19 protein-coding genes are annotated in these 24,055 nt (G+C 64.7%); 5 read left to right on the top strand and 14 right to left on the bottom strand.

What is annotated here, in order from left to right:
* Positions 1–3: 3 nt before the first annotated feature.
* Entirely contained in the window at positions 4–441 is a 438-nt protein-coding gene (fur, locus tag ACQ4WY_RS05000; protein WP_152258217.1) for a ferric iron uptake transcriptional regulator, read from the bottom strand.
* Positions 442–677: 236 nt separating this feature from the next.
* Between fur and ACQ4WY_RS04995 the strand changes: the two genes are divergently transcribed.
* Together ACQ4WY_RS04995 and ACQ4WY_RS04990 are read left to right on the top strand one after the other, a co-directional pair.
* Positions 678–1,574: a LysR family transcriptional regulator gene (locus tag ACQ4WY_RS04995; RefSeq protein WP_436503082.1), complete on the top strand. Its 897-nt coding sequence runs from the start codon at positions 678–680 to the stop codon at positions 1,572–1,574.
* Positions 1,575–1,723: 149 nt separating this feature from the next.
* Positions 1,724–2,341, top strand: a complete 618-nt coding sequence (locus tag ACQ4WY_RS04990) for an OmpW/AlkL family protein (protein ID WP_353656399.1) — start codon at positions 1,724–1,726, stop codon at positions 2,339–2,341.
* A 200-nt stretch (positions 2,342–2,541) separates the two neighbouring features.
* On the opposite strand, the gene ACQ4WY_RS04985 is transcribed toward ACQ4WY_RS04990, so the two are convergent.
* The 8 genes from ACQ4WY_RS04985 to ACQ4WY_RS04950 form a co-directional block, all read right to left on the bottom strand.
* On the bottom strand, positions 2,542–3,369 hold the full coding sequence (locus ACQ4WY_RS04985; RefSeq protein ID WP_436503081.1) for a MetQ/NlpA family ABC transporter substrate-binding protein: 828 nt from the start codon (positions 3,367–3,369) through the stop codon (positions 2,542–2,544).
* A gap of 25 nt (positions 3,370–3,394) precedes the next feature.
* Positions 3,395–4,069 carry a methionine ABC transporter permease gene (locus ACQ4WY_RS04980; protein ID WP_152251093.1) on the bottom strand — a complete coding sequence of 225 codons (675 nt, stop codon included), beginning with the start codon at positions 4,067–4,069 and terminating at the stop codon, positions 3,395–3,397.
* Positions 4,062–4,871 (bottom strand): methionine ABC transporter ATP-binding protein, encoded by an 810-nt coding sequence (locus ACQ4WY_RS04975; protein WP_070222288.1) that lies wholly within the window; start codon positions 4,869–4,871, stop codon positions 4,062–4,064. The genes ACQ4WY_RS04980 and ACQ4WY_RS04975 overlap by 8 nt, the downstream gene beginning before the upstream one ends.
* A 195-nt stretch (positions 4,872–5,066) precedes the next feature.
* Entirely contained in the window at positions 5,067–6,206 is a 1,140-nt protein-coding gene (locus ACQ4WY_RS04970) for a TonB family protein (protein ID WP_436503080.1), read from the bottom strand.
* 11 nt (positions 6,207–6,217) lie between these two features.
* Positions 6,218–6,835, bottom strand: a complete 618-nt coding sequence (locus ACQ4WY_RS04965) for a biliverdin-producing heme oxygenase (RefSeq protein WP_436503079.1) — start codon at positions 6,833–6,835, stop codon at positions 6,218–6,220.
* A 35-nt stretch (positions 6,836–6,870) separates the two neighbouring features.
* On the bottom strand, positions 6,871–9,795 hold the full coding sequence (locus tag ACQ4WY_RS04960) for a TonB-dependent receptor (protein WP_436503078.1): 2,925 nt from the start codon (positions 9,793–9,795) through the stop codon (positions 6,871–6,873).
* A 102-nt stretch (positions 9,796–9,897) separates the two neighbouring features.
* Positions 9,898–10,902 (bottom strand): FecR family protein, encoded by a 1,005-nt coding sequence (locus ACQ4WY_RS04955; RefSeq protein WP_436503077.1) that lies wholly within the window; start codon positions 10,900–10,902, stop codon positions 9,898–9,900.
* On the bottom strand, positions 10,899–11,426 hold the full coding sequence (locus ACQ4WY_RS04950; RefSeq protein ID WP_436503076.1) for a sigma-70 family RNA polymerase sigma factor: 528 nt from the start codon (positions 11,424–11,426) through the stop codon (positions 10,899–10,901). Before ACQ4WY_RS04950 ends, ACQ4WY_RS04955 begins: the two co-directional genes overlap by 4 nt.
* Positions 11,427–11,747: 321 nt before the next feature.
* Here ACQ4WY_RS04950 and ACQ4WY_RS04945 point away from each other — a divergent pair, with 321 nt between their 5' ends.
* Complete coding sequence (locus tag ACQ4WY_RS04945) at positions 11,748–12,314, top strand: YceI family protein (RefSeq protein ID WP_436503075.1); 567 nt, start codon at positions 11,748–11,750, stop codon at positions 12,312–12,314.
* A 73-nt stretch (positions 12,315–12,387) separates the two neighbouring features.
* On the opposite strand, the gene ACQ4WY_RS04940 is transcribed toward ACQ4WY_RS04945, so the two are convergent.
* Positions 12,388–14,196 (bottom strand): NAD(P)-binding domain-containing protein, encoded by a 1,809-nt coding sequence (locus ACQ4WY_RS04940; RefSeq protein WP_436503074.1) that lies wholly within the window; start codon positions 14,194–14,196, stop codon positions 12,388–12,390.
* 143 nt (positions 14,197–14,339) lie between these two features.
* A complete protein-coding gene (locus ACQ4WY_RS04935; protein ID WP_436503073.1) occupies positions 14,340–15,482 on the bottom strand; it encodes a sigma-54-dependent Fis family transcriptional regulator in 1,143 nt (380 codons plus the stop codon).
* 239 nt (positions 15,483–15,721) lie between these two features.
* On the opposite strand from ACQ4WY_RS04935, the gene ACQ4WY_RS04930 reads away from it, so the two are divergent.
* On the top strand, positions 15,722–17,053 hold the full coding sequence (locus ACQ4WY_RS04930; RefSeq protein WP_436503072.1) for a serine hydrolase domain-containing protein: 1,332 nt from the start codon (positions 15,722–15,724) through the stop codon (positions 17,051–17,053).
* 120 nt (positions 17,054–17,173) lie between these two features.
* Positions 17,174–18,715 carry a CHASE2 domain-containing protein gene (locus tag ACQ4WY_RS04925; RefSeq protein ID WP_436503071.1) on the top strand — a complete coding sequence of 514 codons (1,542 nt, stop codon included), beginning with the start codon at positions 17,174–17,176 and terminating at the stop codon, positions 18,713–18,715.
* A 13-nt stretch (positions 18,716–18,728) separates the two neighbouring features.
* Here ACQ4WY_RS04925 and ACQ4WY_RS04920 read toward each other — a convergent pair whose 3' ends face one another.
* The 3 genes from ACQ4WY_RS04920 to ACQ4WY_RS04910 are packed head-to-tail and all read right to left on the bottom strand — an operon-like array spanning position 18,729 to position 23,982.
* Positions 18,729–21,524, bottom strand: coding sequence for an Hsp70 family protein (locus ACQ4WY_RS04920; RefSeq protein ID WP_436503070.1), 2,796 nt, complete (start codon positions 21,522–21,524; stop codon positions 18,729–18,731).
* Positions 21,525–21,526: 2 nt separating this feature from the next.
* The gene (locus ACQ4WY_RS04915; protein WP_436503069.1) at positions 21,527–23,398 is read right to left on the bottom strand and encodes an Hsp70 family protein; all 1,872 of its coding nucleotides are present in this window, start codon (positions 23,396–23,398) and stop codon (positions 21,527–21,529) included.
* Positions 23,395–23,982, bottom strand: coding sequence for a DUF2760 domain-containing protein (locus ACQ4WY_RS04910; protein ID WP_436503068.1), 588 nt, complete (start codon positions 23,980–23,982; stop codon positions 23,395–23,397). The genes ACQ4WY_RS04915 and ACQ4WY_RS04910 overlap by 4 nt, the downstream gene beginning before the upstream one ends.
* Positions 23,983–24,055 lie beyond the last annotated feature (73 nt).

The raw sequence follows: 24,055 nt of genomic DNA, 5'->3' as shown, positions 1-24,055 counted from the left end.
CCGTCAGGCCCGGCGCGGCGGGATTTTCTTCGCCGTGCACTCGGCGCAGGTGCCGTACAGCGACAGCGCGTGCTCGTGCAGCACGAAGCCACGCTCGGCGGCGATCTCGTTCTGGCGCAGTTCGATGCCTTCATCGACGAATTCATCGACCTTGCCGCAACCCGTGCAGACCAGGTGGTCGTGGTGCTGGCCTTCGTTCAGTTCAAAGACGGCGTGGCCCGATTCGAAGTGGCGGCGAAACAGGATGCCCGCTTCGGCAAACTGCATCAGCACGCGGTAAATGGTGGCCAGGCCCACGTCGATCTTTTCGGCCAGCAAGAGTTTGTAGACATCGTCCGCACTCAGGTGCTTGATCGTGCCTTCTTGAAACAGCTGCAGAATCCGCAAGCGGGGGATGGTTACTTTCAAGCCCGATTCACGCAGTTCCCTCAATATATCCATGTCTCCCATTCCTTTTCGTAGTCGTCTAGCGAGGTAATACATTATATCGCAAATGATAATCATTACTATTCTCATGTGCGTACTGGAGATATTATTCTGCGCGCGCAGGTGGCGATCCAGTGACATCGGCGCAAGTGGCGATTGCGTGGCGGGCAACTTGGGCAGCAGTGGTCGAAGATGGAAAAATGGCGCTCGGATCGCTACACTGTGCAGCAGGGAATAACAATGGAGGGGGCATGGACCGATTTGATGCGATGCGCATTTTTACCCGCATCGTCGAACTGCGCAGTTTCACGCAGGCGGCGCATGACCTTGGCTATCCGAAGGCGACCGTCACGCATGCCATCAAGCAGCTCGAAGCGCGGCTGCGCGTGCGCCTGCTGCAGCGGACCACGCGGCAAGTCACGCCCACGCCCGATGGCGAGGCGTATTACCAGCGCTGCGTGCGCCTGCTGGCGGACCTGGAAGAAACGGAAGCCGTATTTTCCTCGGCGGCGCAGCAGCCGGCCGGCAAGCTGCGCATCGACCTGCACGCGACCCTGGCCATGCATTTCGTCATGCCCGTGCTGGACCAGTTCTGCGCCCGCTATCCGCTGATCGAACTGGAAATCGGCATGGGCGACCGCCTCGTCGACCTGGTGCGCGAAGGCGTCGATTGCGTGCTGCGCGTGGGCGAACTGGGCGACTCGTCGATGGTGGCGCGTCGGCTGGCGCTGCTGGAACAGGTGACCTGCGCCAGCCCCGCCTACCTGGCCGCGCACGGCACGCCGCACACGCTGGCGGACTTGGCGAGCCACCGCGCCGTCAATTTCTTTTCCGCCCAGACGGGCAAGGTCTGGCCCTTCGATTTCAAAGTGGCTGGACAGCGGCATAGCGTGGCCTTGCCGGGCACCGTGTCCGTCAACAATGCGGACGCGTATCACGCCTGCTGCCGTTCCGGAATGGGCTTGATCCAGGCGCCCCGTTATCACCTCGAGCAGGCACTGGTGGCTGGCGAACTGGTGGAAGTGCTGGCGGACTGGCGTCCCGACCCCTTGCCCGTGTCCGTGCTGTATCCCCACCACCGGCAACTGTCGCCGCGCGTGCGCGTGTTTGCCGATTGGGTCGCCAGCCTGTTTGCCGAACCGGCTTAATTTTGCAATGCCGCATTTTCTTGACCTGGGCAAAGAAAAAAATCCCTCTAGTGATGCCATCTAGCACTATTTGATGTGGATCAAAGTTTTTGCTGCACTGCACTCATAGACTTCGCAGCGTTACTTAACGACAAAAAGAGGGAACTAGAATGAAAAAGTCCGCAACTGCAGCAGCAATCGTCCTGGCCGCCATCGGCGCATTCGCCAGCAACGCAATGGCACAGGAAAGCCCATGGCTGGTCCGTGCCCGCGCCGTGCACCTCGATCCGGCCGATAAATCTGCTCCTGTTGGTGGCGTCGGCGCATCCGACCGTTTGACGGTCAGCAGCAAGACGATTCCTGAAATCGATATTTCGTACTTCTTTACCCCGAATATCGCTGCCGAGCTGATCCTGACCTACCCGCAAAAGCATGACGTCAAGCTCGATGGCAACAATATCGGTACCTTCAAGCACCTGCCGCCGACGCTGTCGCTGCAATACCACTTCATGCCTGAAAAACAGTTCAGCCCATACGTGGGTGCAGGCGTGAACTACACGAATATCTCCGACGTGAAATTGCTGAACGGCGCCGGTCGCCTGGAACATGACAGCTGGGGCTACTCGCTGCAAGCCGGTGTCGACTACAAGCTGGATAAAAACTGGTCCTTGAACTTCGACATCAAGAAAGTGCAGATCCGCAGCGATGTGTTCATCGGTGGCGCCAAGGCCAGCGAAGTCAAGGTCGATCCTATCCTGATCGGCGTAGGCGTCGGTTACCGCTTCTAGGAACACCTATCAAAACCTACTGCGCGTCGGAATTTGCGGTCTGCGATGCTCACTGTACCTTCGTACAGTTGCGCTTCTCAACCACAACTTCCTTCCGCTCGCTACGGTTTTGTTAGGCGTTGTAAGTGTTGAGGATGCTTGCGTGAGCTGGCGAAAAAAAAGGACGGCCTTGGCCGTCCTTTTTGCATGGCATGCGCCGTTTATTTTTTCAGCGTCTTTTCCAGCGCCAGCTGGTAGTCCGTCTTTTCGTAGCCGGCCAGGTATTTGTTCGTCGCATCGAGGAAGGCGCGCGAGCGGTAGGCCGCTTCCAGGTCCTTGACCCATGGCTTGGCCTTGTCGGCCGTGCGGATGGCCACCAGGTTGATGTAGCTGTCCGAGATCTTTTCCACGCTCAGGGCCGACGTCAGCTTCATGCCGGCGGCCAGGGCGAAGTTACCATTGACGAAGGCGTAGTCGGCGTCCGCCAGCGAACGTGGCAGTTGCGCCGCTTCCAGCGGCACCAGTTTCAGCTTCTTCGGGTTTTCCAGCACGTCGCGTTCGGATGCGCGCAGCGGGTCGACGTTCGGTTTCAGCTTGATCCAACCCATCTTGGCCAGCATCACCAGCGCGCGCGCCTGGTTGGTCGGATCGTTCGGCATGGTAATGGTGGCGCCATTTTTGACTTCCGCCAGCGACTTCTGCTTGCCGCCGTACAGGCCGATCGGCATGGTTGGCACGGTGATCAGGGAGCTCAGTGGCAGCTTGTTATCGGTGGCGAACTTGGTCAGGTAGACGATGTGCTGGAATACGTTGGCGTCCAGCGAGCCTTCGGCCAGCGCATAGTTTGGCTGCACATAGTCGTTGAATTCGACGATCTTGACCTTGTAGCCCTGTTTTTCCAGGATGGGCTTGATGCCCAGCTTCAGCTGGTCCGAGTATGGGCCGGAGCTGGTGCCGATGACGAGTTCTTTCGGGTCCTTGGCGTGGGCGGCGGTGGCGAAGGCCAGGCTGGTGGCGGCCAGGAGCAGGGTGCGGCGAAGGTGGTTCATGTAGGTCCTTGTTTCTGAATATGAATTAACGTTTGTCGAGGCGCTTGGCGATGCGCGTGCCGGCGAACTGGATGGTTTGCACGAGCACGATCAGGATGGCCACGGTGGCGACCATGATGTCCGTCTCGAAGCGGTAGTAGCCGTAGCGGATGGCCAGGTCGCCAATGCCGCCGCCGCCCACCACACCGGCCACGGCCGAATACGACAGGAAGCTGATCGACAGCACGGTCAGGGCCAGCACCAGGCCGGAGCGCGCTTCCACCAGCAGCACGCGGAAGATGATCTGCATTTCCGACGCGCCCATGGCGTGCGCCGCCTCGATCACGCCGCGCGGCACTTCGCGCAGGTTCTGTTCTACCAGGCGCGCCAGGTAGGGAATGGCGGCAAACGACAGCGGCACGCTGGCCGCCAGCGGGCCGATCGAGGTGCCAGCGATGATGCGCGTAAACGGTGTCAGGGCGACCAGCAAGATAATGAAGGGGAAGCTGCGCACGGTGTTGACCAGCCAGCCGAGGATCGTCGACAGCGGACGGTTTTCCAGCGACTGGCCTTCCGAGACGAGGAACAGCAAGATGCCCAGCGGGCCGCCGATCAGGATGGCGGCCGTCAAGCCGATGCCCAGCATGGTCATGGTCTGGCCCAGCGCCACCCAGATTTCCGGCAGCAGCTTGATGACGTTATTGATCGATTCTTCAAACATGTGTTGCATCCTTCCATGCGGTGGCTTCAAACGCCTCGGTGCCGTAATAGGCCAGCTCGCGTCCCAGCGCCGTCTTGCGCGGGGTAGCCGTGTCGCTCAAATCGAATTGTTCGGCGATGGCGCCGTTTTCCACGACAGCCACGCGGTTGCAGATGGCGCCCAGTACCGACAGCTCATGGCTGACGATGACGATGGTCACGCCCAGGCGCGCATTGATGTCGCGCAGGGTGTCGAGCAGGGCGCGCGTGGTTTCCGCGTCCAGAGCGGATGTCGGCTCGTCGCACAGCAGCACATCGGGGTGGCTGGCCAGAGCGCGGGCAATCGCCACGCGCTGTTTCTGCCCGCCGGATAATTGCGCCGGATAGCTGTGCAGCTTGTCGGACAGGCCCACCAGCGCCAGGCATTCCTCGACGCGGGCGGCGATTTGCTCGCCCTTGGTCGTGCCATGGATTTTCAAGGGGAAGGCGACGTTGTCGAAGACGCTGGCGTTTTGCAGCAGATTGAATTGCTGGAAAATCATGCCGATATTCTGGCGCGCGTCGCGCAGTTCGCTCTTGCCGAGGCGTGTCAATTCGCGCCCGGCCACGGTAATGGTGCCGCTGTCGGGACGCTCGAGCAGGTTGATCAGGCGCAGCAAGGTCGATTTGCCGGCGCCGCTCTTGCCGATCAGGCCGAAAATATCACCGGGATAGACTTCCAGCGTGACCGATTTGACCGCGTGGAATTGTTCGCCTTTGGGCAGCGCGAAGGTCTTGTTTGCGCCGTCGATGCGAATCACCGGCGTACGGTGTGGTGTGGTCATGCAGTGTTTCCTTTTTTATTGGACCGTGACAGGCGGGTAAAGGGGCCAGATCGGGAATGGATCGGGCCGGCCTGAAACGTCGGTTGCGTAGTATACCTCCGATCGTGTTATTACTCCTACGACAGAATCTTGCTTTGAATATGCAAATAATGTCTATACGGATGTTTTGCAAGAGCAAAACCGGTTTTTCACCTGTCAGCCGATAGAAAATTCGACGGGAATCGATAATTCGAGCGGATCTGGCCGTTCCAGGGGGATGCGCGGCAGAGGTGCTGCCCGTTGCAAGGTATCGAGCGCGGCCTGGTCCAGCGCCGCGGAACCGGAACTGCGCTCGATGCTGGCCGCCAGTACCTGGCCATCGCGGTCGATGCGGCAGCGCAGGTACACCACGCCCTGTTCGTGGCGCGCACGCGATGCCGTCGGGTAGCGGCGGAAGCGTTCCATGCGCGCCAAAACCTTGCCTTCCCAGCTCGATGCGCCGCTGCGCTGCTCTTGCGGCGCGGGCGGCAAGGCAGGCGAGAGTGGTGCCGCCGCCATGGACGGCGCGGCCACAGGTGCCGGCGAAATGGGGGCGTGCCGCACCTCGGCGACGGCAGCCATGGTCTCCGCCTGCTGCGGCAGGGGCGCCGCGTCGGGCTGCTGCTGCACGAATTGCCGGATGGCTGGTGCTGCCTTTTTTGCAATGCTGCGCGAAGGCGCGGCAGCTGCGCTGACCTGTTCAGCAAGATTCTGCTCCAAAGGCCGTGGCGGAGCCGCTGCCGGCAGGTATAGCAGCATGGCCGGTTGCGCCGCGTCGGGCACGATGGCCAGCACAGGCGATGCCGGCGCGCGGTGGTACAGCGCCCAGCCCAGTAGCGCGCCATGCATGGCGAAGACGGTGGCGATGGTCAGCGGACGGCGCCAGTCCGTCGGCGGCGCCTTTTCTTGCATGATTGCTGGCGCTGGCCCTTCCGGGCGGCGCAGCAGGTAGATGATGACGGCGATTTCCATCACACCCACCAGGGCGATGACCCACCAGGGCGGATGGCCGAGGCACATGGCGACAAAGCCGATGGCCATGCCCAGGCAGGCGAGGGCTTTGCCGCGCCGCGATACGGCCCGGTGTTCGCGCCACTGGCGCAGCGGCGCGCCGAAGCGCGGATGGTGCAGCAGCCAGTGCTCCAGGCGCGGCGAGGCGCGGCTGAAACAGGCCAGCGCCAGGATCAGGAAGATCGTCGTCGGCATGACGGGCAGCAGGGCGCCGATCACGCCCAGCGCCACCATCAGCATGCCGGCCGCCGTCCAGGCCCAGCGGCGCAGCCGTGCCGTGTGCGCTTCCGCGCTTGCCCGGGTCACTGGTTCCTCCATCAGGCGCAGGCCTCCACGTGGCCGTGCATGCGCAGGAAGGCGGCGCGCGCACCGTCGATCACGCGCGCTTCGCCTGCGTCATCGAGGACGGCCGTGTCGAGCACGGAGGTAAACTCGCGCCAGTGGCGCGCGCGCCCGTCCGGATGGCCGGCCAGGTGGCGCGCGCCGTGGTGTTCGTCCAGGCCGATCTTGCCGGCCAGTTTGTAGAGGATGGCCGCGCCCAGCTTCGAGCCTTCGCTCACATACAGCCATCCCAGTGCCGTGGCCAGGTCCAGCTGCGCGTCGAACGGCGCCGTGGCCGCATCGGCCGGCAGGGGCGTGTCGAGGTCGCGCAGGTCGGCCGCGATGCTGGCATAGCGGCGGCGCTGTTCCAGGTCGGGCAGCAGGGCGGCCAGCTGCGCGTTGTCATACAGCGCGTCGACGTCGCGCAGGAACGCGTATTGCGCCTGCAGGAAGCGCGCGTAATTCTCTCGGCTGGAGAAGGGCGCGCTGGCCATGATGCGCTGGTCGAGCAAGTCGTGGGTGGCCATGGTGTCGGCTTTCAGGCGCTGGCTGCGGCTTGGCGCCGCGTTAATCGGTACGGCGTTGGAAATCGTGGTATCGCTTGCAGTGTGCATGGAATAGTTGCTCTCTATTATAAGGATGAATCAAATTAGAAACGCACGCCGAGCGTGACGCGGGCCGTGCGGCCAGGTCCCGGCATCAGGCTCAGGGTCAGCGGATCGAGGTAGTAGCGGTCCGTCAGGTTGTCCACGGCCACGTCGACGGTGGCGTTGGGCGTGATCTTGTAGCTGGCAAACAGGTCGGCCAGCGTGTAGGCCTGCGTCAGCACTTGCGGCGAAGTGCCTGTCCACGTCTGCCATACGGCCTTGTCGTCCTGGCGCGCCAGCGGATGGCCGACATGCGTCAAACGCGTGCCCACGGTGAGTTTTTCCTGCAGCCAGCGCGCGCCCAGGGTCAGGTTGGCGCTCAGCTTGGGCTGGATATGGTTGCTCACGTAGGAGCTGGTAAAACCGATGGGCGAGCAGTCCGGCGTATTCCAGATATCGGATTTCCAGCTGCTGGCCTTGCGCAGGTAAGCCGCCGTGGCCGCGTCGCAGATCAGCGTCTTGCGGTTCCAGGTGCCGGAAAAGTCGGCAAATACCGTGCCGCGGTCATACGACGACTGCAGCTCGATGCCCGAGACGCTGTATTTGTCCGTGTTCGCCATGGAGAAATTCTGCGCGTAGGCCGGCAGGTCGGGTATCGGTCGGCGCGTGATATAGCCGTGCGTGACGTTGTCAAAGTACGAGACGCGCAGGCGCAGCTTGTCGGCCGCGCTCCATACGCCATCCTTGACCAGGCTCACGCCGATTTCGCGGTTGTGGCTGCGCTCGGGCTTGAGCGGCGATGAATAAGTGGCCGAAAAGCCCATCGTCGACTCGTACAGGCTGGGCATGCGCAAGCCGCGCGCGTCGCGCAGGAACAGGCTGACGCTGTCGGACAGGCGCACCGTCAGGGCGAAGGTGGGCGAAAAGCCGTGGTCCTTGCGGCGGATCGGCGTGCTGTATTTGAACAGGCCGGGGATGGCGTCGCGGAAGACATAGCCGTTGCCGCTCCACTGGTCCACCTGCGACAGGTCCAGCGGCGCCGGCTCGGCGCCATAGTTTTCCACCATGCCGCCCACCAGCGCGGGATTGGTGGCGGGCGTGAACTTGCCCTGCGCATCCTGGTACCATTTCGCGGCGCCAAGCTGCTCGCCTTCCTTGTCCCACATGGTGACCCATTGCCAACCCTGCGGCTGATATTGCTGTTCCGCGCGGCGGTTGCGGTCGCGTGTATCGAAGCGCTGGAAGCGTCCGCCCGCGTCCACCGTCAGCCAGTCGCGCGCCTGCCACTGCAGCGAGGCGAACGCGCTTTGCTCGTGGCGCTTGCCGTTGCGCAGGGTGTGATTGGCGTTCAGGTCTTCGTCGAGGATGGTCACGCTGTCGGCCGGGCCGATATCCTCGTTTTGCAGCGACAGGCCGTATTCCAGCTTGAGTGCGCCCATGCCGGTGGCGAAGCGCGAGGTATTCGTCAGGTCCGCACCGACCCTGCGCGCCTGGTTCTTTGCCAGGTACAGCACTTCCACGCATTCCTTGCATTCGTGGTCGCCCGGATTGGGCTTGCCCTCGAGCGGATTGCTGAAGATGTCGCCGTTGCGCGACTTGCTTTGCATGTCCGTCAGCCACAGGTTGGCCTTCAGGTCGATGAGGTTCTGGCCTTCCGGCTTCCATTCGTAGCGTGCCGTCAGCGCGTTCGTGCGTACCTGGCTCGGGTCCCACTGCGGGATGCTGCCGGTGCTGTTGCGGTAGATTTGCGAGGGCATGATTTCGCCATAGCTGCTGTCGAAATAGCGGTAGCCCAGTTCCAGCTTCTGTTCGTGCGGCAGGCGCAGATTTGCCTTCAGCAGGGCCGAAGTGGTGCGATTGGCCGTATTGAGCACTTCGTCGCCCTTCTTGAAGAACTGCGTCACGCCATTGTCGTCGCCCCACTCGTTGAGCAGCTGATAGCGCCCGAAGCCGCGCGTGCCGGAAAAATAATTACCGATGCTGCGGTGGCTGATGGCAGCCACCAGGTCGTAGTCGTCCTGGCGCGTGGCCACGGCGATGCTGGCAAAGCCGCTGCGCGGATCGTTCAGCTTGTTGCGGTGCGTGCGCGGCGTGCTGCCGAAATCGCTGGGCGCCGTGACGCTGTTGTCCTGGATGCCGCCGCGCAGGCGCACACCCGTGCGCTGGCCTGGCAGGATGATGTCTTCCGGGCGCAAGGTCTGCATACTGACCATGCCGCCGATGGCGCCCGCGCCCTGCGCCGACAGGTTCGGCCCCTTGTCGATACGGATGGCGCTGATCAGGTCCGGATCGATGTAGCTGCGGTCGGCGATGCCCGCGTAGCCGCGGTAGACGGTCGATGACTGCAGGCTGCCGTCAATCAGCACCGGCACGCGGCCCTGGCCCTGCATGCCGCGCACGTTGACGTCGACGGCGCCGCTGTTGCGGCTGTCGCCCACCTGCACGCCGGCCACGCCTTTGAAGATGTCGGCCGGCGAAGTACCGCGGAAGCGCTCGATCTGCTCGCGGCCGATGTACACCGAGGCTGCCGGCGTGGTGTAGGGCAGGTCGGCCGGATCCGTGTCGTCCGCCTCGAACATGCCGCTGCCGCCCTGGCCATTCACGCGCAGGGTGCCGATCTGCACGGCGCCGGCGGCGACGGTCGCGGACGCGCTGATGATGATGGTCGTGCCGCCTTGCAGCTGCGCCTGCAGGCCGCTGCCGGCCAGCAGCTGGCGCAGCGCGTCCGGCAGCGAATGGCGGCCCTGCAGCGGGGCGCTCTGCCGACCCTGTGTCAGGCGGGCGTCGGCCAGCAGCACCATGCCAGCCTGGCGCGCCAGTTCATTCAGCGCGCGGTTCAGGGGCTGCGCGGGAATCTGCCACTCCACGGCCGCCGTGGGGGCCGCCGTGGCGGCGTGGATGGCGGGCGAGGCGAAGGTGAGGCTGATGGCCAGGAACAGTGGCGAGAGGCGGGCATGCAAGGGATGGCGCGGTGGAGTCATGTGCATCGTTTTTCCTATGGTGATGTGTTGATCATTCATAGTTAAAACGAATGAGTATCATTTACCCTGACGTGCGGATTGATTTTATTTCGCTGCATGTTCAAACAATCAGCAGGCGACGATATGCAGCTTGCCGTCCTGGCGCAGCAGGCGCACGGGCAATGCCAGGGGCAGGGCGGCGGCAAACTGCGCCGGCTGCCGTGCGTCGAAGCTGCCGTTCAGGCGCAGGCTGGCCAGGGCGGGATCGTCGAGCACGAGGCCCGTATCGCCATAGCGCTCGAATTCGGCCAGCGCCTCGGCCAGGGTGGCGTTCTCGAAATTGAGCCGCCCGTCGCGCCAGTTGCCGACGGCTTGCGCGCTGACGCTGGCCAGCGCACCCATGCCCTGCGGCGTGACGGTGACCGTATCGCCCGCATGCAGCACCGTCGCCTGGCCGGTGTCCGTGCCTTCCACGCGCACCGTACCTTGCGCCACGCTGACCTGCGTGGCGGCGCCCACGTGGCGCACGGAAAAATGCGTGCCCAGCACGGTCGCCGTGGCGCTTCCCGCCAGCACCTGGAATGGACGCGCCGCGTCGGCGTGCACATGGAACATGGCCTGGCCGCGCAGCAGGCGCACGGTGCGCCGGTCGCGGTACAGGGCCACGTCGATGGCGCTTCCGCTATCGAGTTCGATGCGGCTGCCATCGGGCAGGATTTGCGTGGCAAACTGGCCGCGCGCCGTACTGTAGTCATGCTGGAAGCCGGGCCGCTGCAAATGGCTGGCCAGCGGCCACGCCAGCAAGCCGCACAGCAGCAGGCAGCCGCCGGCCAGCGCGCCGCGCGGCAGGCTGCTGGCGGCCAGGCGGAATTGAGCCAGGCGCCGCCGCAGCGACATGGGCGCCGGCGCAGGCAGGGCGGGCTGGCTGAATGCGGCTACGCGCTGTGCGGGCAGGCTGGCCAGCAGCGCGTCGGTGCGGGCCAGTTCGTCCCAGGCCTGCTGGTGACGGGCGTCGGCTTCGAGCCATTGCCGCAGCGCCGCCAGTTCGTGGGCGGTCAGGCCGGCGTCGTGGCGCAGCAGCCATTGCGCGGCCTGGAAGTCGATCTCGTCTGCCGTGGGAGTTGTCTGTGTCATGCGCTGTCTTTTCCAGTCACGCGGTCGGGCAAGCCTTTTTTGCAGGCGAGCATGCCGTTGATGATATGTTTTTCCACCATGTTGACGGAGATGCCCATCTGGGCGGCAATCTCGATCTGGCTCAGGCCATCGAATTTGTATAGCGCGAAGGCCTGGCGGCAGCGCGGCGGCAAGGCTTCGATGATGGTCAGCAGGCGCTCCATGGTTTGTCGGTCGTGCAGGCGTTGATCGGGTTCGTCGGCGCGCGGCGCGCGCAGCTGCAAGCGGTCTTCATCGATATCGTCGTGCGGCCGGCGCTGGTGCAGGCGCTGCTCGTCGATGACGATGTTTTTTGCCGTCACGTAGAGCAGCGCGCGCTGGCCGCTGTCGGGCGCCGCCCCGGCATGCAGTGACGCTGCGCCAGTGGCCGTCTTGCGCGCCAGGATGCGTGAATAGGCTTCCTGCACCACGTCCTGCGCCTTGTCGCGGCAGCCCGTGGAGCGCGAAATCAGGCGCAGCAATTCCTGGTAATAGCGTTCAAGCACCGCGCGTTTCCCCGTTATCAAAGCCCGCCATGATAGCAAGCTCATCAAATAATAACAAGAATCATTCTCATTTGTGAGGCCGGATAACACTGGATATTTTTGACAATGCAGACAATAATCGGCAGCAGAAGGCGCTGTCTTGGACATTATCGTCGTTAATATCGATTTTATCGATGCTAACTAGGTATATTTTCCGTTTTACATCGATCTTCATGCCATGCATAATCTGTTGCAACTGAAGCCAGACAATCAGCCGCAGGCGCCGTTCGCTTGCAGCTGCTTGCGGTTTTGACATCCTCCACTTTCTGTTAGGAACCTACAATGAAAAAACTGCTCGCTTTTATCGCTGCCGCCGGCCTCTCGCTGTCCGCCGTTGCCGCTCCTGAAGTCTATGTCATCGATGGCAGCCACACTTTCCCCCGTTTCGAGTACACCCACATGGGCTTCTCGACGCAGCAAAGCCGTTTCAATAACACCACCGGCAAGGTCACGCTGGACCGCGCCGCCAAGACGGGCGCCGTCGAAGTGCTGATCGACACCAAATCCGTCGATACGGGTTCGACCCTGTTCAACTCGCACATCCAGGGTGAAGATTTCCTCGACACGGCCAAGTATCCGGTCGCCACCTACAAATCGACCAAGTTCAATTTCGACGGCGACAAGCTGGCTTCCGTCGACGGCAACCTGACCTTGAAAGGCGTGACCAAGCCAGTCACCCTGACCGTCACCTCGTTCACTTGCGCACCGCATCCGATGCTGAAGAAAGACGCTTGCGGCGCCAACGCCACGGCCAAGATCAAACGCACGGAATTCAACGCCGGCAAATATGCGCCAGCCGTCAGCGATGATGTCACCTTGACGTTTGCGATCGAAGCTATCAAACAGTAATTGTTGGCTGCAGGATGAAAAAAGGCGGCGGACTTCGGTCCGCCGCCTTTTTTTTATCTGCTTGTCCCTGCCATCACGACAAGTGATGCACCTGCTGCTGCCCATACACGGGCGTGTGCAAACCCTCCATGCGCGCCTTCAGCTGCAGCGACAGGTATTGTGAATAGTGGCGCGACTGGTGCAGGTTACCGCCGTGGAACCACAGGGCTTGCTGCTGCGTGGGCTTCCACATATTGCGCTGTTCGCCTTCCCACGGGCCAGGGTCCTTCGTCGTGGCCGAACCCAGTCCCCACACCTTGCCCACCTTGTTGGCTACCTCGGGCGAGATCAGGTCGGCCGCCCAGCCATTCATGGAGCCGTAGCCGGTGGCGTACACCACCAGGTCGGCCGGCAGTTCCGTGCCGTCGGACAGCACGATGGAATGGGCTTTCAGTTCCTGCACGCCGACGCCGCTTTTCAGCTTGATCTTGCCCTCGGCGACCAGCTCGGAGGCGCCCACGTCGATGTAGTAGCCGGAGCCGCGGCGCAGGTATTTCATGAACAGGCCGGAATCGTCGTCGCCGAAATCGAGCATGAAGCCCCGCTCTTCCAGGCGCGCATAAAAGTCCGCGTCGCGCTCGCGGATGGCCTTGAAGACGGGTTTCTGGAAGTCGGCCAGGATCTTGTACGGAATCGAGGCGAACGTCAGGTCGGCCTTGGCCGTTGTCATGCCGGCGGCCAGCGCCCGTTCCGAATACAGGTCGCCCAGCGCCAGGTCCATCAGGGAATCGGACTTGACGATGTGCGTCGACGAACGCTGCACCATGGTCACGTCCACGCCCGCTTCCCACAGGGCGGCGCAGATATCGTGCGCGGAGTTGTTCGCGCCGATGACGACCACCTTCTTGCCGACATACGCGTCCGGCCCCGGATGCTGCGACGAATGCTGCTGCTCGCCCTGGAACACGTCCATGCCCTTGAACTTCGGCATGTTCGCCTTGCCCGACATGCCGGTGGCCAGCACCAGCTGTTTCGGTTTCAGGGTGATTGCCTGGCCATCGCGCAGTACTTGCACCGTCCATTCGCCCGTGGCTTCGTCGAAGCTGGCCGATTCGCATGAAGTCGAACCCCAGTAATTGAGTTCCATCACCTTGGTGTACATTTCCAGCCAGTCGCCGACCTTGTCCTTGGGCGTGAAGACGGGCCAGTTGTCGGGGAACGGGATGTAGGGCATGTGGTCGTACCAGACGGGGTCGTGCAGGCACAGCGATTTATAGCGCTTGCGCCAGCTGTCGCCGGGGCGCGCATTTTTCTCGATGATGATGGTGGGGACGTTCAGCTGGCGCAGCCGCGCGCCGAGCGCGATGCCGCCCTGGCCGCCGCCGATGATGACGCAGTAGGGCTGGCGCGCGTAGCCCAGTTCCTTTGCTTCCTGCTCGCGGTTTTCCAGCCAGCTGCTGCGGTCCGTGCGCGCGCCATGTTCGGCGCCCATGGACCGGCGGCCGCCCTTGGCTTCTTCAAAGCCTTTCAATTCGCTCATGGTGGTAAGCAGGGTCCATATCTTGCCGTCGCGGATGCGGATGAAGCCCACGCCGCGCGCCACGTTCGTTTCCACCGTGATCCAGCTTTGCAGCACGCCACCGGTTTCCACCGCATGTTCGCCGTCGGCGATGCGGATGGAGAGCGCTTGCACGGCGCCCAGTTGGGCGGCCAGCATGGCGGCGATCTGCTCGCGGCCTTCCAGGGTTTTCAGGTTCCAGGTAAACAGCACCAGGTCGCGCCAGTAGCCGTCCTGTTCGAACAGTTGCGCGGCGCCCGTGCTGTCGCTGGCGCGAAGAAAGCCTTCGAGCTGCTCCAGGATGCCGGCCACGGCCAGGTCGTGCGGGTTACTATCGGTTTGCATCGTGTCTCCTCCAAGTCTGCTGACTTTATGATGGGATGCGGCTGTGTTGCCGCTGACGATGTTGTAACACTGGCGTTCTGGCTCCGCATCCCGCAGCGCAGCATGGCGGCGATTGAGACGGAAGTCTCAGCTTTTTCTGCTGCTTACTGCCGGTGCGGCGGCGCGATGTGCAGCTGCTTGAGGCGTCGGTACAGGGTGGCGCGCGAGATGCCCAGCATGGCCGCCGCTTGCAGCGGGCGCCATTTGGCGGCGTTCATGGCGTGGACGATGCGCGTGCGCTCGGCCTGTTCCTGCGGCGTGTATGCCACCGCGTCTTGCGCGATGGGCACTTCGCGTATGGCGCGCGAACGCACGCTGGCCTGGCGCAGCGGCGCGCGCACGCGGGCGTGCAGCCAGGTGCTGCCGCCGGCCAGGCGCAAGGACAGCAGATTGTGTCCCGCGCGCGCATCGAACAGCCGTTCGGCGCGCACTTCCAGCACCTCGCCGACGGGACGCGGCAGGCTATCGAGGCCCCCGATGACGTCGCGCGCGCAGCGGTTGGCGGCGACGATATTGCCATGCTCGTCGATGGCGAGCAGCATCTCCGGCTGCACTTCCACGAAGTGGCGGTTGCGGTGCGCCAGCAGGATGCAGCAATGGCTGTAGGACTTGAGAAAAAAACCGTCCTCGATCAGGGTCGCGCCTTGCCGCACCAGCTGCCTGACCAGGCGCTGGCTGTCGCGCGCGTCGGGCGAGCTCAAGGCCGAGGCATCGAGCACGCCGATCAAGTCGCCGTGCGGCGAAAAAATCGGCGCCGCGCTGCAGGTCAGGCCCGTGAACGCGGCGCGGAAATGGTCGGTCTTGTGCACGGTGATGGCTTCATGGTCGAGCAGCACGGAGGCGATGCCGCACGTGCCTTCTTCCTCTTCCGACCAGCACGAACCCGGATACAGGCCCGCCTTCTTGAAGTCCTTGCGCTGGCTCGTGTCGACCACGTAGTCGATCGTCACGCCGCGCGCATTGGCGAGGATGACGCAGTAGCCCGCTTCGCGCACCATGGCGTGCAGGCGCGGCAGGCACTGGCCCGTGGAGCGTAGAAAATTTTCTTCGGACTGCTGGATGGCGCGCAGTTCGGCGCCCGTCAGGATGCGCGGCCCCGTGGTGGAGGCGGGGTCGAGCCGGTAGTCGTCCAGCGAGCGCCGGTACGACGAGGCCAGCCTGGCCATATCGGCTCCTGGATTGACGATACGGCCGGCGATCAGGTCGCGCACGCGGTCGATATGGCTGGTCTGGCGGACGTAGGGCATGGCGCTCTCCAGTGTCTCGGTTGCTGATGTTTTGATGGTGCATCACTTGTCGTCTCCGGTTTTAGCACGAAGCGCGGGGCCGCGCATCCTGCGCTGCAGCATGGCGTGCGTGAGACGATTGTCTCAGCGCGCGGCCCGCACAATAGGATGCCGTAGAACAAGATAAAAAGTTTCTCTGTTAGCATTCACCGCATGAAGTGAGCGCCGTTGCCGGCGCCAGCCACGACAGGAGATTATGCATGAAGACACTGCCACAAACCCGCCGCCTGGCCCTGGCCGCCGCCTGCCTGGCGCTGGCCGCCAGCTCCCACGCGGCAGAGACGACGGCGCCGCTGTCGGCCGCCGCCAGCGATCCGGCTGCATTGAAATGGATGGTGGGCGCGCCGCCGCCGGCCGATAAAATCATCCGCTTCGACGATGGCAGCTATTTCAATTTCCCCCAGCTGCGCTGGAGCGTGTCGCACTTTCGCCAGCTGATGCCGACGGTGGCGGTATCGCGCGGCCTGACCGCGCCCGTGCCTTTGCCGCGCGCGCTGCGCAAGGATATCGACAGCCTGCGCTTCACGCCTTTGGGCGCGAAGGAAACCATGACCTGGGAGCAGTCGCTGGGCGCCAATTACACGGACGGCATCGTGGTGCTGCACCGGGGCCGCATCGTGTATGAGCGTTACCTTGGCGTGCTGAAGGAAAGCGGCCAGCATGGTGCCATGTCGGTGACGAAGTCCGTGATGGGCACCATCGGCGCGGCCCTGGTGGCCGAAGGCAAGCTCGATCCGGACAGGAAAGTGGCCGAGTATGTGCCGGAACTGGCCACGTCGGCGTTTGGCGACGCCACCGTGCGCCAGGTGCTCGACATGACCACGGGCCTGAAATTCAGCGAAGATTATGCCGACCCGAAAGCGGAAGTGTGGCAGCACGCGGCGGCCGGCAGCCCGCTGCCCAAGCCGAAGGATTACACGGGGCCGCGCAGCTATTTCGAGTATCTGCAAACGGTGCGGCACGAGGGCAGGCACGGCGAGGCGTTCGGCTACCGCACCGTCAACTCCGACGTGCTGGGCTGGATCATTGCCCGTGTCACGGGACAGAACGTCAACGAGTACCTGTCCCAGCATATCTGGCAAAAGCTGGGCGCCGAGCAGGATGCCTACATGACGGTCGATTCGACGGGCACCCCGTTTGCCGGCGGCGGCTTGAATGCGGGCTTGCGCGACCTGGCCCGCTTCGGCGAGATGCTGCGCAACGATGGCCGCTACAACGGCCAGCAGATTCTGCCCAAGGCGGCTGTCGAGGATATCCGCCGCGGCGGCGACAAGCAGCAGTTCGCCAAGGGCGGTTATGATTTGCTCAAGGGTTGGAGTTACCGCGACATGTGGTGGGTCACGCATAACGACCATGGCGCCTACATGGCGCGCGGCGTGTATGGCCAGCGCATCTATGTCGATCCGAAGGCGGAAATGGTAATCGTGCGTTTCGCCTCGACGCCGACGGCGGCCAATGCGGCGAACGACCCGACCACCACGCCGGCCTTCGAAGCGCTGGGCAAGCTGCTGCTGCTGGCCAAGCCGAAGTAAGCTGCCGGGCGGGCCCGTGCCAGCCGTGCGGCGAAACGGGCGCAACTGCAATACACTATCCTTTCGCCAACACTGTTGCTTGAGTGATAACTCATGTAACGCACGCAAAGGGAACGCACCGTGGAAACCAGCCAGCCGGACCAACCGCGCCCGCCGCTCTGGCGGCGCCTGCTGTGGCCGGTTGCCCAGCTAGGCTCGGCCTTCAAGCTGACGGGCACGCACCTGCTGCACCACGTGATCGGCGCCAGCCTGATCGCCGCGCTGATGCTGGCGCTGGAAGGCTTTCACGTACTCGAATGGCTCGATGCGGCCATGCTGCGCGCCAGCGCGGCACAGGGGCAGCGGCTGGAGCGGGGCAAGGACCCGGGCGCCGCCTACCGGCCCGGCATCATCGAAATCGACCAGCCCGCGTTCGAACAGGTCTTCGACGAGCGCGAACCGCTGGAACGCACGCGCCTGGAACAATTGATCGCCAGCGCCGCCGCGCGCGGCAGCAAGGTGCTGGCCATCGACCTGGACCTGGCGCCTGCCGTGTATGAGCAGCACAAGGCGGGCGAGCGGCCGCTGGACCGCCTGCTCGACCGGCTGGCCGCCGATGGCCGGCAACTGGTGCTGATCCTGCCCGAACAATCGGACCGGAATGCGAACCTGCCGTGGATACGCGCGCGCTGCGCCGCCGGCATCCATTTCGCCAGCCCGCGGATCCGTGAACGCATGGGCGCCGTCACGCGCATCGAGCTGAAAAGTCCCGTGCTGGCGGCAGTGGCCTTCGAGCTGGCGCATGGCGCCGACGAGCAGGAGAAGAAGCAGCCCATGCCGGCCGTCTTGTCCGAGCAAAAGGAAGTGCTGGCGCTGGCGGGTCGCGTGTGCCAGCTGGCCAGTCGCACGGGAAGTGAAAAGGAATTGGCGCGCTGGGCGTTCGAACCCGTCATCCGCGGCGACGCCAAGGCGGCGGCCGAACAGAACGCCGTCACCGCGCCGTTTCACCCGGCCGCCGTGGCGCCGGCATTCCTGAGCCCCACGCGCACGCGCGTCAAACTGATCGATGGCCAGGCTGGCGTGGATGCCGGGGCACTGCGCAAGAACGTCGTGTATATCGGCAGCACGTATGACGTGCGCGACCGCTATACGACGGCCGAAGGCGAGCAGGCCAGCCTGCACCTGCATGCGGCCGCCCACACATCGCTGGGCATCGGCACGGCCGACGTCAACAAGTATGCGGTGTTCGCGGCCGATATCGTCATCGGTGTGCTGCTGGGCTGTCTGTTCGGCGGCCTGTGGACCTTGTACGGCCGCGCCGAGCTGGCCATCGACCGGCGCATGGAAGACCACGATTTCAGCCGCTTGCACCGCATGGGCACCCTGGCGGAATTCTATGGCATCCGCTTGATGCTGGTGCTGGTGTGGGCCTCGCCATTTGCCATCGGCGCACTGGCCATCTACCTGTCGCGCGGCTTGCTCGAGCAGGGCTGGTGGGTCAATCCCGGCCCCCTGATCGCCGGCATGTTCCTGCACGCGATGTCGCTGCGCGACGAAGCCCACCATCCGCACGAGGAAGTGCCGGGCCTGTCCGTCTGGGCCCAGCTGCGCCGCACGCATCCGGGCATCGTGCTGGTGCAGGCGCCGCTGGCGCTGCTGCTGTTGGTGGTGGCGCTGGTGTAGGGCTGGAAGCCGATCAGCCGATCAGCTTCAATCCCGGCGGCAGCGCCTCGCCCAGCATACGTTTGGTAATCGCTTCATCGAGCTGCGTCACTTCGCTGACCATCGCCTGCCACAGGGGCGGGGCGCCAACGGCTTTCAGGCGCGCCAACACGGTGGCGCGCAAGTCGTCGGCGATGTCGCGCGAGCGGTCGCCCGTCATGCGCGCCAGGTGGGCGCCGGCAAAGGCGGCCGGCTCGGTCTTTTTCCAGTCCAGCGCCAGCAGCACGTGCAGCCAGTCGGACACGGTGGCGCTGTCTACCACTTCGTGCGCGCTGCCGTGGAAGGGCTGGCGCGCGCCGACCCTGGCCAGCGCCCACAGGGTGTTCGTGTCCGCCGCTTCTTCCTTCTTGCCGGCCTTTTGCAGGCGTTTCAGCAGCCAGACGCCCACTTCCGCCTTGTAGGCGCCGGGAATGCGCTCCAGGGAGGCACCCAGTCGCAGCATGTCGTCGTCGCTGCCGTTGACCAGGGTGACGTGGCGGCTGCCGCGCTGGGCCGCATCGGCTTGCAGGTTGAAGGCGAAGTCGTCCAGCAGGCGCAGTTGCTGCTGCGTGCTCAAGCCGCCAGCCACGCGGCGCCACAGCGTCCACCATTCGGCGCACACCTGGTTGTCCTTGTGATGCTGGATGCCCGTGTCGAACAGGGCCCACAGCTGCTCGATGCGCCATGGGTCGAGCGCGTCGCCATAGCCGGGACGCAAACAGTAGCCGGCCAGGTTCAGCCAGACACGTTCGTGCTCGGCAGAGCGGCGCCGGCCACGGGCGCGCAGCAGGAGGGCGTCGAACAGCTGGCGCAGCAGCGCAGTCTCCCAGCTTTCGCGTCCGCCCAGCCCCCGTTCCAGGTGCTGGCGCAGCTGGCGTACGTCCCTGGTTTCGACCTTTTGCGCCTTGCCGCCGAAGATGCGCTCGATCTTCTCGATGGCTTCCTTGATGCGTGGCGAAACGGCTTGAGCCTCGCCATCTCCTTGCTCTTCCTTACCAGCGCGCAGCTGGAATTCCAGCAGCCAGCGCTGGCCGGCATCGGCTTCGGCCACGCAATGCACTTCCAGGGTGCCCACTTCCGTCATGACGGTAGCCAGCTGCACGGTGATTTCGCGCTTGTCGCTGGCATCCTGTTTATCGTGCAGCACGCTGGCCAGCGGCGGCAGGCGCAGGTACTCGCCGGCGTCCAGGTCGACGATCTCGCCCAATTGCGGCGGCGTGCCCGCCTCAAAGAGGGAAGTGGCCAGGTGGAAGCGCACGGGCCGGCCGAGGCGCAGCGCGAACAGACGCTCCGTGAGGCGGATTTCCTCGCCGCTGGCGCTGCCACGGGGCAGGATGCACACGGCGCGGTGTTCCTTGCCCGCTTCGCCCAGCACGAGGAAATAGCTGCGCGGCGAACCGCCGCCGATGCGCGGCGCCTGACCGCGTCGCGCCAGCGCATAGGCGACGGCGCCACGGGCCACGGCCACGTCGGGATTATCGTTATGCAGGATGGTGAGGGGAGCGCCGCGCCAGTGCGCCAGCGTCTCGGCCAGACGGCGCGCAAGCGCATCGGCGCGGAACACGCCGCCATTCAGCAGTAGCGTATCCGGCAGTGCGTCTCGCAGTGCCCCTTGATGCTGCTGCAGAAAACTGGCCAGATGGCGCGTGATGGCCGCGTCCTGCGCATACGGCAGGCCGAATTCGACGATGCCGGTGCGCCCTTTCCTGGCCACCTCGCTGAGTTCCACCTTGGGAAAGAAGCCGTCGACCACCATGGCCGCCACTTCCTCGCGCGTGATGTCGACGGAACGGCTGGCGCCTATCAGGCGCGATCCAGCACCGAGTAAAGTGACGGTGGCCTTGTCGGGTGCGTCGCTGGAAAGCAGCAATTCCTTGGCGGCGCGGCAGCGCTCCATCAGCTGCGACAGCCGCGCGGCGGACAGCTTCATGCCGCCTTCGACGCCGGCCGCCATGCGCGTTTCCACCAGATGGGCCAGCGCCAGGTCCATATTGTCGCCGCCGAGGATCAGATGGTTGCCCACGCTGCTGCGCGTGAGCTGGGGTTCGCCATCGACATCGAAGTCCACGTCGATCAGGCTGAAATCGGTGGTGCCGCCGCCGACGTCGCAGACTAAAATGCGGCGCGTATCGGCCAGGTCCTCGCGCAGGCTTGCGCGCCGGCGCTGCAGGAAATCGTAGAAGGCCGCCTGCGGTTCTTCCACCAGACGCACGGTGGCCAGTCCCGCCAAGCGGGCCGCTTCCAGGGTGAGTGCGCGCGCACCCTCGTCGAACGAGGCGGGGATGGTCAGCACCAGTTCCTGGTTTTCGAGGGGAGCATGCGGAAAGCGGTGATTCCACGCGGCGCGCACATACGCAAGGTAGCTGGCGCTGGCCGCCACGGGCGACACCTTGGCCACGCCGGCGTCCGCGCCCCACGGCAGGATGGGCGCCTGGCGGTCCACGTTCGCATGCGACAGCCAGCTCTTCGCGCTGGAAACGAGCCGGCCCGGTACTTGCGCGCCGAGCTGGCGCGTGAGGGCGCCCAGCACTGGCGGTTCATCGCCCTCCGCCGCGACTTGTGGCCAGGGCAGCTGCAAGTCGCCCGCCGCCAGCTCGCCGGCGGCAGGGTGGTAGCGCAAGGACGGCAGCAAGGGGCGTGCGCCCACTTCGCCGGGAGCGACCAGCTGCTCGATGGCGAACAGCTGTATGCCCGCCTGCGCATCGGCCGCATCGGCATAGGCCACCACCGTGTTGGTGGTGCCCAGGTCGATGCCGACCAGCCAGGCCGGTTGCACCTTCGCGCTGCGCATGCTTATTGCTGCGGCGTGCCGCGCACGTCGAATTCCACTTTCCAGCGCTCGGCACCATCAGGTGAGACGGCCAGCAGCTCCAGGGTGCCCGCTTCCGTGACGCGCGCGTGCAGTTTGACCTGCACCACGTCGCCGGCCTGGCGGCCTTCGGCGGACAGCGTCGCCTGGATTTCGCTCAGTTCCTGCAATTCATCGGGTCCCCAGAAGTCGAGCAAGTCGCCGATCTGGTCGTTGCGCCGCGTGGACGAGGCGAAGAAGCGGAAGTGCACCGGTTCTCCCACGACCAGGCCGAATTGCTGGCCTGGCAGTTCCAGTTCGCTGCCTTCTTCCATGCCGAACGGCGCCACGCACAGGGCCTGGATCGGCGGTTCCATGCCGGGGATGGCCGGCATGGCCGATTCGATGGCCACGTAGAAGGAACTGGCCGTGCCGCCGCGGATGCGCACGCCATGGCCACGCCGCACGTAGCTGTAGTAGGCTGCGCCGCGTGCCACGGCCAGGTCCAGGTCTGCACCGGCCAGCATGCGCGCCGGTTCCGCGCCTTCCAGGTACAGCCAGTCGTTGACGGTGGCCATGATGCGCTGCACCAGCAAATCCGACTTGAAGACGCCGCCGTTGAACAGCACGGCCGTAGGATGCAAAAAGCTGGCGTCATCCGATTGGCGGCCCGCAAAGCCTTCCAGTTCGGCCGTTGCCGCCACCTGGCGGCCCAGGAACGCGGCCAGGTGGCGCGTGATGGCCGCGTCCTGCGCATACGGCAAGCCCAGTTGCGTCAGGCCGGCACGCGTGCGCACGGCGGGGCGGCTCGACGCTTCCACCTGCGGGAAGAAGCCGTCGAGGATGAAGGTGGACACTTCCGCGCGCGTCAGTTCCGTGCGGATGGAGCCGCCGATCAGTTTCGAGCCGCGGCTTGGCACGACGATGGGCGCCGTTTCCAGGCCGCTGTCGGCCAGCAGGCTTTCCTTGGCGCTGCGGCAGCCGTAAGTGAGCGCGCGCATTTGCCAGGCGTCGAGCTGGGTGCCGTTGGCCGCCAGTTTACGGGCCACCAGGTGGGCCAGCGCCAGGTCCATATTGTCGCCGCCCAGCAGGATATGTTCGCCGACGGCCACGCGGTGCGGTTCCAGCACGCCGTCGCGTTCGAGCACGGCGATCAGCGAAAAGTCGCTGGTGCCGCCGCCCACGTCGACGACCAGGATGATGTCGCCCGGCTTGACTTCCTTGCGCCAGCGCCCTTCGCTGGTCTGTATCCAGCTGTACAGGGCCGCTTGCGGCTCTTCCAGCAGGGTCAGCGAGGCGTAGCCGGCCGCCTGCGCCGCTTCCATCGTCAGCTCGCGCGCGGCCGGGTCGAAGGAGGCGGGAATCGTCACGGTGATTTCCTGCTGCGCGAACGGCGCTTGCGGGTGGGCGTTGTCCCAGGCCTGGCGCAAGTGCGTCAGGTAGCGCGTGGCGGCCGTGATCGGCGAGATGCGCGCGACTTCCGCCGGCGCGTCGTTCGGCAAAATCGCCGCGCGGCGGTCCACGCCCGGGTGGCACAGCCAGCTTTTTGCGCTGGAAACCAAACGGATGGGCGTGGTGGCGCCGCGGCTGCGGGCCATTTCGCCGACGACGAATGGCGCTTCCGCTTCCTCGGTGACCCAGGGCAGGGCCAGGTCGCCCGCCGCCACTTCATCGGCGTGCGGCAGATACACGAACGATGGTAGCAGCGACAATTCTTCTACCGTGCCCGGCGCCGACAGTTGCGGCACTTTCAGTACGCCGTGGCTGGACTTTTCGCCATCGCTTTCGACCAGGTTCACATACGACAGGGCGCTGTGGGTGGTGCCCAGGTCGATGCCGATGGCGTAGCGCGGGCTTGAGTTGATCGCGTCGCTCATAGTTCCACCTCGGCCGGTGCCAGGATGGCGGCGTCGTGCTGCTCGCTCAGTTTCGGCAGGCGCACGCTGGAGGCGCGCCAGCCGCGGTGGCTGAGGGTGCCCGTGAACGGCGCCGAGCCGACGACGTTGCCCGTCAGGCGTACCTGGGCGCTGTCAAAGCCTTCCTGCAGCACGATGCGGCTGCCCTCGGCTTCCTGGCGCACGGCTTCGATGGTGAAGTATTCGCGCATGACCTTGGCGCAGCCTTCGTGCACCACGCGGGCGGCCGCGCCGATGTCGGCATCGGCATGGCTGCCCAGGTTTTCCTGGGTGAAGTCGATCAATCGCGCTTCGCGCTGCAGCAGGGCCAGCAATTGCAGGGCCGCGTCCGGTGTGGCTTCTTTCAAAATGACGGGGGCGGCGGCCGGCGTCGGCACGGGAGCGGGCGCCGGAGCAGGCGCCACGGGAGCGACGGGCGCAGCCTCGGGCAAGGACAGTTTTTCCACGCGGGCCGCATAGGCGGCGTTCGACAGGGTGCTGAAGAAGGCGCCGAAAGCCAGCGGGACTCTGCGCCAGAACGATGGGTGGGACGATGGTGTGCTCATAGGAACTCGCTTCTCTGATCTGTAGGGGAGGCGTCGGCGGCGCGGAACCGCTTCGCAAGGTGTTGCATGCGCC

Source organism: Janthinobacterium salmonicoloratum (assembly GCF_051380845.1).
In the GTDB taxonomy this organism is placed as follows: Bacteria; Pseudomonadota; Gammaproteobacteria; order Burkholderiales; family Burkholderiaceae_D; genus Janthinobacterium; species Janthinobacterium lividum_F.
The sequence above is the reverse complement of the archived record's forward strand: the minus strand, read 5'-3'. Positions and strand labels throughout refer to the sequence as shown.

Excerpts from the sequence above, each read along its gene's own strand:
- ACQ4WY_RS04960 (WP_436503078.1), bottom strand. The coding sequence starts at position 9,795 with ATGCACATGACTCCACCGCGCCATCCCTTGCATGCCCGCCTCTCGCCA.
- ACQ4WY_RS04935 (WP_436503073.1), bottom strand. The coding sequence starts at position 15,482 with ATGCCCTACGTCCGCCAGACCAGCCATATCGACCGCGTGCGCGACCTG.
- ACQ4WY_RS04940 (WP_436503074.1), bottom strand. The coding sequence starts at position 14,196 with ATGCAAACCGATAGTAACCCGCACGACCTGGCCGTGGCCGGCATCCTG.
- ACQ4WY_RS04910 (WP_436503068.1), bottom strand. The coding sequence starts at position 23,982 with ATGAGCACACCATCGTCCCACCCATCGTTCTGGCGCAGAGTCCCGCTG.
- ACQ4WY_RS04945 (WP_436503075.1), top strand. The coding sequence starts at position 11,748 with ATGAAAAAACTGCTCGCTTTTATCGCTGCCGCCGGCCTCTCGCTGTCC.
- ACQ4WY_RS04975 (WP_070222288.1), bottom strand. The coding sequence starts at position 4,871 with ATGACCACACCACACCGTACGCCGGTGATTCGCATCGACGGCGCAAAC.
- ACQ4WY_RS04915 (WP_436503069.1), bottom strand. The coding sequence starts at position 23,398 with ATGAGCGACGCGATCAACTCAAGCCCGCGCTACGCCATCGGCATCGAC.
- fur (WP_152258217.1), bottom strand. The coding sequence starts at position 441 with ATGGATATATTGAGGGAACTGCGTGAATCGGGCTTGAAAGTAACCATC.
- ACQ4WY_RS04955 (WP_436503077.1), bottom strand. The coding sequence starts at position 10,902 with ATGACACAGACAACTCCCACGGCAGACGAGATCGACTTCCAGGCCGCG.
- ACQ4WY_RS04965 (WP_436503079.1), bottom strand. The coding sequence starts at position 6,835 with ATGCACACTGCAAGCGATACCACGATTTCCAACGCCGTACCGATTAAC.
- ACQ4WY_RS04930 (WP_436503072.1), top strand. The coding sequence starts at position 15,722 with ATGAAGACACTGCCACAAACCCGCCGCCTGGCCCTGGCCGCCGCCTGC.
- ACQ4WY_RS04990 (WP_353656399.1), top strand. The coding sequence starts at position 1,724 with ATGAAAAAGTCCGCAACTGCAGCAGCAATCGTCCTGGCCGCCATCGGC.
- ACQ4WY_RS04995 (WP_436503082.1), top strand. The coding sequence starts at position 678 with ATGGACCGATTTGATGCGATGCGCATTTTTACCCGCATCGTCGAACTG.
- ACQ4WY_RS04920 (WP_436503070.1), bottom strand. The coding sequence starts at position 21,524 with ATGCGCAGCGCGAAGGTGCAACCGGCCTGGCTGGTCGGCATCGACCTG.
- ACQ4WY_RS04985 (WP_436503081.1), bottom strand. The coding sequence starts at position 3,369 with ATGAACCACCTTCGCCGCACCCTGCTCCTGGCCGCCACCAGCCTGGCC.
- ACQ4WY_RS04980 (WP_152251093.1), bottom strand. The coding sequence starts at position 4,069 with ATGTTTGAAGAATCGATCAATAACGTCATCAAGCTGCTGCCGGAAATC.